The organism is Paenimyroides viscosum, from assembly GCF_003858535.1.
Taxonomy (GTDB): Bacteria; Bacteroidota; Bacteroidia; order Flavobacteriales; family Flavobacteriaceae; genus Flavobacterium; species Flavobacterium viscosum.
Map to the genome: position 1 here is coordinate 220 of NZ_RQTJ01000030.1, position 12932 is coordinate 13151.

The following is a 12932-nucleotide window of genomic DNA, read 5'->3' on the forward strand; positions in this document are numbered from 1 at the left end:
TAGTTATATTAGCAAATAGAAATTGGCTTTGGCTACGTTTCGGTCTGAATTGAACTTTCGCTCAATTCAATCCCGCACTTCGCCAAGCCTCGAAACGTTATATACCATTTTATGATCACTATTTCAGAATAGACATTAACTAAAAAAAAGGCTTAAGTTTCAATACCTAAGCCTTTTTTAGTAATTTATTATGGTGAATGACACCAATAATTATTTCAATCCTTTTAAAGAATGTTCAATCGTTGCTATTTTAGATAACGCATCGGCTTCTTTTTTGCGTTCGTTTGCAATTACCTGCTCTGGTGCACCGCTTACAAATTTGTCGTTTGATAATTTTCCTTGTACCGAACGTAAAAATCCTTGTAAATACTTTAATTCTTCTTCTAATTTTTTAACTTCTTCTTCGATATTTACCGAACCAGAAATTGGGATAAAATATTCGTTAAAATTTACACGATATGATAATGCCCCCGAAACCTGCTCGTTTACATACTCTAAACTGGCAACATTCCCCAATTTTTCAATAACAGCATCAAAAGTTTTAGAAGCGTTTTCGTTGTTCAACACTTTTAAATCTATTGTTTCTTTAAACGAAATATTTTTATCTTTCCGAATGGTTCTAATTCCTGCGATTACTTCACTTGCAAAATCAAAATCGGCAATCAACTGCTGATCGAACGATTTAATTTCTGGCCAAGTTGATACAATCAACGCATCTTCTGTAGAACGTTCTGCAATATGCTGCCAAATTTCTTCGGTTAAGAACGGCATATACGGATGTAGTAATTTTAAATTAGCTTCTAACATTTCTGTAGCCGCTTTAAACGTAACCGCATCAATTGGTTGTTGATATGCCGGTTTAATCATTTCCAAAAACCATGAACAGAAATCGTCCCAAACCAATTTATAAATCGCCATTAAAGCATCAGAAATTCTGTATTTTTCAAAATGATCTTCTATTTCAGTCAACGTTTTCTGTAATTTGGCTTCGTACCAAGCTACTGCAACTTTGGATGCTTCGGGCTGTGGGATCGTTTCCGATACTTCCCAGCCTTGAATCAGTCTAAAGGCATTCCAAATTTTGTTTGTAAACGCTTTTCCTTGATTGCACAATTCTTCATCGAACAAAATATCATTTCCTGCAGATGACGACAACAACAATCCGCAACGAACTCCATCGGCTCCAAATTTCTCTATTAAATCTAACGGATCAGGAGAATTTCCTAACGATTTCGACATTTTTCTGCGTTGATTATCGCGTACAATTCCTGTTAAATATACATTTGAAAATGGTTTTTCGCCTGTAAATTCGTATCCGGCAATAATCATTCGGGCAATCCAGAAAAATAAAATATCCGGACCAGTAACCAAATCATTTGTTGGATAATAATATTTGAATTCTTCGTTATCCGGATTCACCACACCGTCAAAAACTGACATTGGCCATAACCAAGATGAAAACCAAGTATCTAAAGCGTCGGCATCTTGTGTAAGATCTACTGCTTGCAATTGGTTGTTTGATGTTTTAGTTCTTGCTAATTCAACCGCTTTTTCAATGGTTTCGGCAACCACAAAATCTTCTTTTCCGCTACCATAATAATAAGCCGGAATTTGATGTCCCCACCATAACTGACGTGAAATATTCCAATCGCGAATATTTTCCATCCAATGACGATACGTATTGTTGAAACGGCTTGGATATAGTTTAACTTCATCGGTTTCTAAAACGGCTTTGATTGCAGGTTTCACCAAATCGTCCATTTTAAGGAACCATTGATCTGATAATCTTGGTTCGATAACTGCTTTTGTTCGTTCTGAAGTTCCAACATTGTTCAAGTGATTTTCCACTTTTTCCAATGCACCGATTGTTTCTAATTCTTTAGAAATTTCTTCGCGAACCACAAAACGATCTTTACCTTTATAATGTAAGCCTAAATCGTTCATTGTAGCATCATCATTAAAAATATCGATGATTTCTAAATTATGACGCTCACCTAAATCTTTATCATTCATATCGTGCGCAGGCGTAACTTTTAAACAACCTGTACCAAATTCCATATCAACATACTCGTCGAAAATAATAGGAATTACTCGGTTTGCAATAGGAACGATCGCGTTCTTTCCACGTAAATGTGTGTAACGTCCATCGTTCGGATTAATACAAATTGCAGAATCGCCCAAAATAGTTTCGGGACGTGTGGTTGCAATGGTAATAAAATCGTTTGTACCTTCAATCTGATATTTTAAATGATATAATTTTCCTTGTCGTTCTTCGTAAATTACTTCTTCATCAGACAAGGTTGTTTTAGCTTCCGGATCCCAGTTAACCATACGGTAACCACGATAGATCATTCCTTTATTGTATAAATCAACAAACGATTTTATAACGGCAGCAGACAACTCATCGTCCATTGTGAACTTTGTACGTTCCCAATCACAAGAAGCGCCCAGTTTTTTTAACTGCTCTAAAATAGTTCCACCGTATTTATCGGTCCATTCCCAAGCGTGTTTTAAAAATTCTTCACGCGATAAATCGTTTTTATTAATTCCTTCTGCCTTTAATTTGGCAACAACTTTAGCTTCGGTAGCAATAGACGCGTGATCTGTTCCCGGAACCCAGCAAGCGTTGAAACCTTTTAAGCGTGCACGACGAATCAATACATCCTGAATTGTGTTGTTCAGCATGTGCCCCATGTGTAAAACTCCCGTGACGTTTGGCGGCGGAATTACAATAGTATAAGGAGTTCTATGATCTGGTGTTGAACGAAAATAGTTGTTTTTCATCCAATAGTCGTACCATTTGGCTTCAACTTGTTTTGCATCAAACTGTGCAGGAATTGTCATATATTTACTGTTTAAATCGTGTGATAAAAAAACAAAAATACAATAATCTTTAAAATTTAGTTCACTAATTTTAAAATTGTTAAGTTTGGCACAGGTTTTGAAAATATCATAACGAAATGCAAAAAAAATCAATATTGTTTGGATTTCATTTGAAACTAATTAAATTTACATAATTAAATAATTTTAAAACAATGAAAAAATTTTTAGGAATAGTAGCTATGACATTGGTTGGAGCTGCTTCATACGCACAAACTGGTCCGAAAATTGAGTTTAAAGCTGAAAACAATACAATTGATTACGGTACAGTAGTTAAAGGTGTTGATACAGGCGTAAGAACTTTTGAATTTACTAATACTGGTGATGCACCTTTATTGATTACTAATGCACGTTCTTCTTGTGGTTGTACAGTACCTCAACCCCCAAAAGAACCAATTATGCCTGGAGGATCGGACAAAATTGAAGTGAGATACAATATGAATCCTGGAACTATTTCAAGAACAATTACGGTTGAAACTAACGCTACAAACGTAGAAAATGGAACTGTTCAACTTTACATTAAAGGTAAAGTAGTAGAAAGTTAAAAAATTACTTAAAAGTAAAAAAGGTTGTTCAAAAGCGAACAACCTTTTTTTATACGATGATAAATGTAAAATATGTTTTTTTATAAGATAATATTAATAGTTTTATAATTGTGTGGCTGTCAAAATGTCAAATTATTAAATCTTACATCATTATCGGTTAACAAGCCCAAAAATAGAACTCTATTTATTATCTTTGTAAGCAAAATTAATTTCGCTTATAATAAATCTTATCATAATGTCAAAATCTAAGATTATCTACACATTAACAGATGAGGCGCCTATGTTGGCTACTTATTCTTTTTTACCTATTGTTAAAGCTTTTACTGCACCAGCTGGTATCGAAATGGAAACTCGTGATATTTCACTTGCAGGAAGAATTTTAGCAAATTTTCCTGAATTTTTGAAAGAAGATCAAAAAATAGGTGATGCTTTGGCAGAATTGGGTGAATTAGCAACAACTCCCGAAGCTAACATTATTAAATTACCAAATATTTCGGCTTCTATTCCTCAGTTAGCTGCTGCTATTGCAGAATTACAAGCACAAGGTTATGCAGTACCAAATTATCCTGCAGATCCAACAACAGAAGAAGAAAAAACAATTAAAACAAAATACGCAAAAATTTTAGGTTCTGCGGTTAATCCTGTTTTACGCGAAGGAAACTCTGACCGTCGTGCACCTAAAGCAGTTAAGAATTATGCTAAAAAACACCCACACTCTATGGGAGCTTGGTCTGCAGATTCTAAAACGAAAGTGGCACACATGAAATCGGGAGATTTCTACGGAACTGAAAAATCTGTTACTGTTGAAAACGATTCTCAATTCAAAATTGAATTCGTTGGTACAAACGGATCAGTTAAAGAATTAAAAGGATTAGCAGCGTTAAAAGCAGGTGAAATCATTGATTCATCTGTTATGAATTTAGCAGCTTTAAAATCGTTTGTATCGCAGGCTATAGAAGAAGCTAAAGCGGCAAATGTATTATTATCTGCGCATTTAAAAGCAACAATGATGAAGGTTTCGGATCCTATTATTTTCGGAGCTATTGTTGAAGTATATTTTAAAGATGTATTCTCTAAATTCGCAACTTTATTTGGGGAATTAAACATAAACCCAAACAATGGTTTAGGCGAATTATACGCTAAAATTGCTGGTCACGCTCAAGAATCACAAGTAAAAGCTGCTATCGAAGCTGCTATTGCGAACGGACCTGCTTTGGCGATGGTAAATTCTGATAAAGGAATTACCAACTTACATGTTCCGTCTGACGTTATTGTTGATGCTTCTATGCCAGCAATGATTCGTACTTCTGGACAAATGTGGGATAAAGATGGTAAACAACAAGATACTTTTGCTTTAATTCCAGATCGTTGTTATGCCGGTGTTTATCAAGCAACAATTGACGATTGTAAAGCAAACGGTGCATTAGATCCAACAACAATGGGATCTGTTCCAAACGTAGGATTAATGGCTCAAAAAGCTGAAGAATACGGTTCACATGACAAAACATTTCAAGCTGATGCTGAAGGAACAATTCGTGTGGTTGATGCTGAAGGAACTATTTACATGGAACAAGCTGTTGAGACTGGAGATATCTTCCGTATGTGTCAAACCAAAGATGCACCTATTAAAGACTGGGTTAAATTAGCTGTTAACCGCGCGCGTTTATCTGCAACACCAGCCGTTTTTTGGTTAGATGAAAATCGTGCACATGATAGAGAAATCATTGCTAAAGTAAATAAATATTTACCGGAATTTGATACAACCGGTTTAGATATTCGTATTTTAAACCCTGTGGATGCCACTAAATTATCTTTAGAAAGAATCCGTCAAGGTTTAGATACTATTTCGGTTACAGGTAACGTATTACGTGATTATTTAACCGATTTATTCCCAATTTTAGAAGTAGGAACTTCTGCGAAAATGTTATCTATTGTTCCATTAATGAACGGAGGTGGATTATTCGAAACAGGTGCGGGTGGCTCTGCTCCAAAACACATCGAGCAATTCAAAGAAGAAGGTTACTTACGTTGGGATTCATTAGGTGAATTCTTAGCTTTACAAGCGTCTTTAGAACACGTAGCACAAACTCAAGATAATGCAAAAGCACAAGTTTTAGCTGATGCTTTAGATGAAGCGAATGATAAATTTTTAGATACCGATAAATCTCCAGGTCGTAAATTAGGTACTATAGACAACCGCGGATCACACTTTTACTTAGCTATGTACTGGGCACAAGCATTAGCTGCACAAACTAAAGATGCTGAGTTAGCTGCTACCTTTGCTCCTATCGCTCAAGAAATGACAGCTAATGAGGCTAAAATTAACGAAGAGTTAATTGCATCGCAAGGTAAAGCACAAGAAATTAAAGGTTATTATCACCCAAATTTCGATTTAACTTCTAAAGCAATGCGTCCTTCTGAAACGTTGAATGCTATTGTTTCTAAATTGGGATAATCAATATTTTGAATATATTTTAAGAACCTCGTTAAACGAGGTTCTTTTTTTATATGTATTTTTATCGCATGAAACACATCTACATTGCATCGGCAGCAATTTTAAATGATAAAAACGAATTGCTATTGGTTCGGAAAAATGGCTCCCCTTTTTTTCAACTAACTGGAGGAAAAATCGATCCGAATGAAACAGAAATAGAAACAGTTATTCGTGAAATTAAAGAAGAGATAGGTTTAAGCGTTTCATTAGATCAACTAACTTATTTGGGCGAACATCAAACCCAAGCTGTAAATGAAGTTGACACTGTGGTGCATGGATCTATTTTTATTGTACAATTAAACACACCATTTACACCTAAAATAGCCAACGAAATAGAAGAGTTTGCTTGGTTAAACACAACAAATTTCCAAAAATACCAATGGGCACATTTAGCCAAAGAATTTGTACAACCTTGGTGGTTACAATTACATTCTTAATATTGATTTTATAACGTTATGAAAAAAACACTGTTACTTGTTAGCTTTTTTAGCTGGTCGTTGCAAATGTGGGCACAAGATCCTGATTTGTTTGCTGGCTATGTGTATGATGCTACTACAGAGGCTCCGATATCAAATGCTTTAATAAAAAAAAGTGATTCTACTATTGCCAAAAAAACAAATGAAGAAGGCTATTTTTATTCTTCAAAAACGTATGGTTCATTTACACTAACCATTGAAAAAGAAGGCTATCAAACCTATTCAGAAGAAATCAATCATACTGGAGCAACAACTAAAACTTTTTATTTAACTCCCATTAATATAGCAAATAGTGTTGAAGAATTAGACGAAATAATCATAGACACCACCGTTAATAAAATAGACATTAGAAAACCCGAAATGTCTGTTAACAAACTTACTGCAGAAGAAATTAAAAAACTACCTGTTGTTTTAGGCGAAACCGATATCTTAAAATCTTTGTTGCTGCTACCTGGTGTGGTTAATTCAGGCGAAGGAACATCGGGCTTTAATGTGCGTGGTGGTGGCAATGATCAAAATCTGTTGTTGTTAGATCAATCTAACGTTTACAGTTCCTCACACTTATATGGTTTCTTTTCTGTATTTAATAACGATGCTGTTAAAAACATCAAACTATACAAAGGTGGAATTCCGGCAAGATACGGCGGTAGAGCGTCTTCTGTTTTAGAAATCAATCAAAAAGTAGGCGACTATGAAAATTTAAAAGTCAATGGCGGTATTGGTTTATTATCAAGCAGATTAACGGTTGAGGGTCCAATTGTTAAAGACAAACTTTCGTATTTAGTTTCGGGTAGAGGATCGTATGCACATTTGTTTTTAAAACTTACAGATATTAACAGCACCGCCTATTTCTATGATGTAAATGCAAAATTAAGCTACAATATTAAGCCTTTTAACGAGTTACATATAACAAGTTATTTTGGTAGAGATATCTTTAAATTCAATGATACTTTTGATAATAATTTTGGCAACACCATTGTATCTGCCAACTACAACCACCGTTTTAACGACAATTTAAAAGGACAATTATACACCAATTATACTGATTATTACTACAATTTAACTTTAGGCTTTGTTGGATTTAATTGGACATCGGGTATTTTAAATTACGATGTAAAATATCAGTTAGATCACCGAGTTTCTGATAAATTGAACTTGAAATATGGTTTTCAGGCTCAATACTATAATTTTAATCCTGGATTAATTGAGCCAGATTCACCAGAATCGCAAATCAATCGTTATGAAATCCCTCGTAAATATGCTTTTGAACCCGCAGCTTTTATAGAAGCAGAACAAGAAATTAGCGATATTTTACGTGTAAATTATGGTGTTAGATATTCGCAATTTTATCGCATGGGCGAAGAAAGCATTAATCAATATGCTAATAATAATGCGGTTATTTTTAACCCAACAACCGATGCGTATGAAAAAGCAACCCCGATAAGCGAACAATATTACGGCAAAAACAAAAAAATTAGTTTTTATGATAATTTTGAACCTCGCCTAGCGGTTTCTGTACAAATGCAGGAAGATCAATCATTAAAAATAAGCTATAGCAAAATGGCGCAATATATTCATGTGATTTCTAACACCAATGCCGCTACACCGTTAGATATTTGGGAACCAAGTGGTCCGTATATAAAGCCACAAATTGTGCATCAGTATGCGGTTGGTTATTTTCAAAATTTTGGTTTCGATAAATACAGTTTAGAAATAGAATCGTACTTTAAAGCTGGAAAAAATCGTTTGGATTATATAGATGGAGCCGATTTAATTGGAAACAGAGCTATTGAACAAGTTTTATTAAACGGTAAAACAGAAGCTTATGGTTTAGAATTTTTGTTTAGAAAAAACACGGGGAAATTAAACGGATGGATTGCTTACACCATAGCAAAATCTATGCAACAAACCGAAGGAAGAACTCCCGATGAAAAAGGAATTAATAATGGCGAATGGTACAGAACACCCTACGATCGTTTACACGATTTAACGATTGTTGCCAATTATCAATTAACGCCAAAATGGAATATTAGCGGTAATTTCACGCTACAATCTGGTAGACCTGTTACCTATCCTGTAGGGAAATATCAATTTTTAGATCAAACAATTAACGATTTTAATTCAAGAAACAATTACAGTTTGCCTGCATTTCATCATTTAGATCTTTCTGCAACCTACATTCCAAAACCCGACAAGAAAAAAGGATGGCAAAGCGAATGGGTTTTTAGTATATATAATGTATACAATCGAAAAAATGCAGCATCTATAAGCTTTAGAGAAAGTGAAGATTATATCGGAAAAACAGAAGCTGTTAAATTATCAATTTTCGGTATTGTACCAAGTGTAACCTACAACTTTAAATTATAATGTGATGAAAAAATCTATATATCTTGTTTTAAGTTCGTTTTTGTTGCTAGTAAGTTGCGAAGAGGTAGTTGAATTAGATTTAAATCAACATGAAAAAAAATTGGTTATTGATGCTAACTTATTTGTTGATGAAATGCAATATAGCAAAATTAGAGTATTTTATTCAGCTCCTTTTTATGTCGATACTTATCAATATGTTAGCACCGCCACAGTAACAATTACCGATTTGGCATCTAATGAAACCTACCCTTTTGTATATTCAGATAATGGGTTTTACGAAAACACAAATTTTACTGCACAGCTTTCGCATGAGTACGAATTAAATATAAGTTATGACGGTGCAGTATACAAAGCTTATTCACAAGTTTGGGAAGCTCCTGAAATTTTGAACGTAGAACAAATAAATGATGGAGGTTTTTCCGGTGACAGCTATGAAATTAGATTTTATTATCAAGATCCTGCAGATACAGATGATTATTATTTAATGCAAACAACCGATAGTGAAGAAAATGAATTCTCAATTACTAATGATCAGTTTACCAACGGAAATTTAGTCAATGACATTTATTTTGCAGACAAAGAACAAGTAGGTGAAACCATTTTTTATGCTTTGGCCAAGATTGACAAAAACTATTACAATTACCTAAATAAAATGTTTAGCAATGCTGCCGAGGCAGGCAATCCCTTTGCTACACCTACTGGTACAGTGAAAGGAAACATTGAAAACAGTACCATGCCCAATAACTTTCCTTTAGGGTATTTTCATATATCAAAACGGAGTCAAACAACTTATACCATTCAATAAACAACTCAGCGCCTTTACTAAAAAGGCGTTTTTTAATTTATAAGAATATTTACCGCAGCACATAAAAACATTTTATTCATATTTTTTAAGACAAAATAATACAATTTATAATTTTTTGCTTAATTTGTGTGAAACTATTTTTTTTATGCAAATTTCTGTAAAAGATACCCATTCAGCAACACTATATAAATTACTCACAGGCTTAGTCATTCCTCGTCCAATCGGTTGGATTTCTACTGTTGATGAAAACGGAGTAAACAATCTGGCTCCTTTTTCTTTTTTTAATGTGGTGGGTGAAGATCCACCACACGTAATGTTTTCTACCGTTCGCACCGGAAACAAAAATAAAGACACGTTGAATAACGTTTTAAACAACAAGCAATTTGTTGTGAATTTAGTTACCGAAGATTTAGTAGAACAAGTCAATAAAACTTCTGAAATGGTTGATAGCCAAATTGATGAATTTCAATTAGCACACCTCACTCCTATTTCTTCTGAAATGATTAAACCAATGCGAGTTCAAGAAGCCAAAGCTCATTTTGAATGTGAAATGGTGCATCATTATTTTTTAGAAGATCATACAAACGGAGGTGCCTGCATAGTAATCGGAAAAGTGTTAATGATGCACGTTGCTGATGAAATCCTTATGGAAAATTACCGAATCAATTTAGATACATACAAACCTGTTGCTCGTTTAGCAGGATCTAATTACAGTAAAATGGGAGAAATATTCTCTATTAAACGCAAAGTATAACTAATGAAAATAACTGTTATTGGTGGCGGTCCGGGCGGACTCTACTTTTCGATATTAACAAAAAAAGCCAGACCCGATTGGGAAATTAACGTTTACGAACGAAACAAACCAAATGACAGCTTTGGTTTTGGAGTGGTTTTTTCGGATGAAACCCTGGGCGAGTTTTTAAAACGAGATATGCAATCGTATGAACTTATTCGGAGCAAATTTGCCTATTGGGACGATATTATTGTGGCTCGTGACGGTGAACAAGTGAGTATTGCGGGAAACGGATTTTGTGGTTGCTCTCGAAAAACGTTGTTACAATTGCTTCACCAACGTTGCCAAGAAGAAGGTGTCAATTTACATTTTGAACAAAATATTGATGATCTTTCTAAGTTCAAAGATTCAGACATTATTGTAGCTGCAGATGGAATTGGAAGTACAATTAGGACACAATATCAAAACGAATTTGGAACACATATCCAATTAAAATCCAATCGATTTGTATGGATGGGATCTACCAAACCGTTAGATGCCTTCACGTATTTTTTCAGAACCACTCCTTATGGATTGATAGTTGCACATACTTATCAGTACGAAGAAGGAATGAGCACCTGGATTTTTGAATGTACCGATGAAACTTGGAAAAACAGTGGTTTTGAAGTCGAAAACGAAACTGATACCGTATCTAAATTAGCTGAAATTTTCAAAGAAGAATTAAACGGTCATTCGCTTATTACCAATAAATCGCATTGGCGACAGTTTCCGCATGTAACCAACAAAAATTGGTTTCACAATAACATCGTTTTATTGGGCGACGCCAAAGCAACAGCTCATTTTTCAATTGGTTCGGGAACAAAATTAGCAATGGATTGCGCAATTGGTTTGTTTGATGCTTTGATGGCAAATCCAGATAATGTACAGAATGCTTTTGCTGAATATGAAAAAAACCGAAGAAATCCTGTAGAAATGATTCAATATGCTGCATCGGTTTCATTGGAATGGTTTGAAAATATGAATCGATATAAAAAATATCCGTTCTATCAATTTTCATTCGGCTGTATGACGCGATCTAAAAAAGTAACTTATGAAAACCTACGCTTAAGAGATCAATCGTACACCGATATTGTATTGAATGAATTTTTAAACAATCTTCCAACACCCAACACCCAACACCCAACATTCTCCCCTTTCAAATTACGTGAATTAGAACTTCCTAACAGAATTGTTATGAGCTCTATGGGGCAATACTCTGCTGAAAATGGTTTGATTAACGATTGGCATTTTCAAAATTACACCTCAAGAGCAATTGGTGGTGTTGGATTGATTATCACCGAAATGACGGCTGTTTCCGAAACAGGAAGAATTACTTTAGGTTGTAGCGGTATTTATACTGAAAATCAAGTAAACGGATGGAAAAAAATCACTGATTTTGTTCACAAAAACACTTCATCAAAAATCGGAATTCAATTAGGACATTCTGGTCGAAAAGGTGCAATTAAAAAACCGTGGGAAGGAACAAGCGTGTCTATCGATAATGCTTGGGAATTACTTTCGGCATCGGCAATTGCATTTAACGATAAAATAGCAGTTCCAAAAGAAATGACCATTGATGATATGAACGAAATCGTAAATCAATTCGTGACTGCGACTCAAAATGCAGAAAAAGCAGGGTTTGATCTGATTGAATTACAAGCACATCACGGCTTTTTATTAGCTTCATTCTTATCGCCATTAACCAATACCAGATTCGATGAATTTGGTGGATCTGTAGAAAACCGTTTACGTTTTCCTCTCCGTGTATTTACCGAAATACGAAAAGTTTTTCCACAACACAAACCCATTTCAGTCCGTATTTCGGCAACTGATTGGGCAGAAAATGGAATTTCACAAGAAGATGTCCTTTTTATAGTTTCGGAATTTAAAAAGGCAGGAGCCGATATCATCAATGTTTCAACCGGAAATACCGTTGAAAATCAAAAACCGCAAATGGGAAGAATGTGGCAGGTTCCGTTTTCTGATATGGTTAGAAATTCAGCAGACATTCCAACGATTACAACAGGAACTATTACAGATATCGACCAAATCAATACCATTATTCTAAGTGGAAAAGCCGATTTGGTTGCTCTTGGCAAACCGTTGTTGTTAGATCCTTATTTTGTTAGAAAAGCACAGGCTTATGAGCAAATCAATGTTACAGATATTCCGAATCAATATCAAAAAGGAATTGAAAATTTATACAGTTCAACGATTTCCGAGAGAAAACAAACCGAACGTATGAAGCGGGCTTTAAAACCAAAGAGTAACAAAAAATAAAAAAAATATTAAAGATAATTTTGTTCATAAAAAACAAACACTGATTATCCTTAAATATATTGCCCTTTCAGGGCGATTTATCGGATTAGGTATATTATAAAATTTCCAAGGCGTTGCCTCAGGCTAATATATAAAAGGCTTACAGCCTTTTGTGGAAAACAAAAACAGTTTTCCGTGCAAGCGTAATACGTAACCTAATGCAACACATTCGGAGAAAACGCCCTGAAAGGGCAACCTATAACAAACCCAACGGCAACGTCTTGGGAAAATTGAAAAACAGTACGGTTTTTCCCTGAAAGGGAAATGTACATAT

The 12932-nt window shown here is 34.7% G+C and carries 8 protein-coding genes; 7 read left to right on the top strand and 1 reads right to left on the bottom strand.

Annotated features, from left to right (window positions below):
* Positions 1 to 210: 210 nt before the first annotated feature.
* A complete protein-coding gene (locus EG242_RS11615) occupies positions 211 to 2844 on the bottom strand; it encodes a valine--tRNA ligase (RefSeq protein ID WP_124900038.1) in 2634 nt (877 codons plus the stop codon).
* A gap of 191 nt (positions 2845 to 3035) precedes the next feature.
* Here EG242_RS11615 and EG242_RS11620 point away from each other — a divergent pair, with 191 nt between their 5' ends.
* The 7 genes from EG242_RS11620 (at position 3036) to EG242_RS11650 (ending at position 12619) form a co-directional block, all read left to right on the top strand.
* On the top strand, positions 3036 to 3425 hold the full coding sequence (locus tag EG242_RS11620; protein WP_124900039.1) for a DUF1573 domain-containing protein: 390 nt from the start codon (positions 3036 to 3038) through the stop codon (positions 3423 to 3425).
* Positions 3426 to 3657: 232 nt separating this feature from the next.
* Complete coding sequence (locus EG242_RS11625; protein ID WP_124900040.1) at positions 3658 to 5880, top strand: NADP-dependent isocitrate dehydrogenase; 2223 nt, start codon at positions 3658 to 3660, stop codon at positions 5878 to 5880.
* A 68-nt stretch (positions 5881 to 5948) separates the two neighbouring features.
* Positions 5949 to 6356: an NUDIX hydrolase gene (locus EG242_RS11630; protein WP_158608867.1), complete on the top strand. Its 408-nt coding sequence runs from the start codon at positions 5949 to 5951 to the stop codon at positions 6354 to 6356.
* An 18-nt stretch (positions 6357 to 6374) separates the two neighbouring features.
* Positions 6375 to 8762: a TonB-dependent receptor gene (locus EG242_RS11635; protein WP_235831909.1), complete on the top strand. Its 2388-nt coding sequence runs from the start codon at positions 6375 to 6377 to the stop codon at positions 8760 to 8762.
* Between the two features lie 4 nt (positions 8763 to 8766).
* The gene (locus EG242_RS11640) at positions 8767 to 9567 is read left to right on the top strand and encodes a DUF4249 family protein (RefSeq protein WP_124900042.1); all 801 of its coding nucleotides are present in this window, start codon (positions 8767 to 8769) and stop codon (positions 9565 to 9567) included.
* 145 nt (positions 9568 to 9712) lie between these two features.
* Positions 9713 to 10321 (top strand): flavin reductase family protein, encoded by a 609-nt coding sequence (locus EG242_RS11645; RefSeq protein WP_124900043.1) that lies wholly within the window; start codon positions 9713 to 9715, stop codon positions 10319 to 10321.
* Between the two features lie 3 nt (positions 10322 to 10324).
* Complete coding sequence (locus EG242_RS11650; RefSeq protein ID WP_124900044.1) at positions 10325 to 12619, top strand: oxidoreductase; 2295 nt, start codon at positions 10325 to 10327, stop codon at positions 12617 to 12619.
* The last annotated feature ends 313 nt before the right edge of the window (positions 12620 to 12932 follow it).

Bases quoted from the DNA above. Each gene is read 5' to 3' on its own strand.
- EG242_RS11615 (WP_124900038.1), bottom strand. From the start codon at position 2,844: ATGACAATTCCTGCACAGTTTGATGCAAAACAAGTTGAAGCCAAATGG.
- EG242_RS11620 (WP_124900039.1), top strand. From the start codon at position 3,036: ATGAAAAAATTTTTAGGAATAGTAGCTATGACATTGGTTGGAGCTGCT.
- EG242_RS11630 (WP_158608867.1), top strand. From the start codon at position 5,949: ATGAAACACATCTACATTGCATCGGCAGCAATTTTAAATGATAAAAAC.
- EG242_RS11635 (WP_235831909.1), top strand. From the start codon at position 6,375: ATGAAAAAAACACTGTTACTTGTTAGCTTTTTTAGCTGGTCGTTGCAA.
- EG242_RS11640 (WP_124900042.1), top strand. From the start codon at position 8,767: ATGAAAAAATCTATATATCTTGTTTTAAGTTCGTTTTTGTTGCTAGTA.
- EG242_RS11645 (WP_124900043.1), top strand. From the start codon at position 9,713: ATGCAAATTTCTGTAAAAGATACCCATTCAGCAACACTATATAAATTA.
- EG242_RS11650 (WP_124900044.1), top strand. From the start codon at position 10,325: ATGAAAATAACTGTTATTGGTGGCGGTCCGGGCGGACTCTACTTTTCG.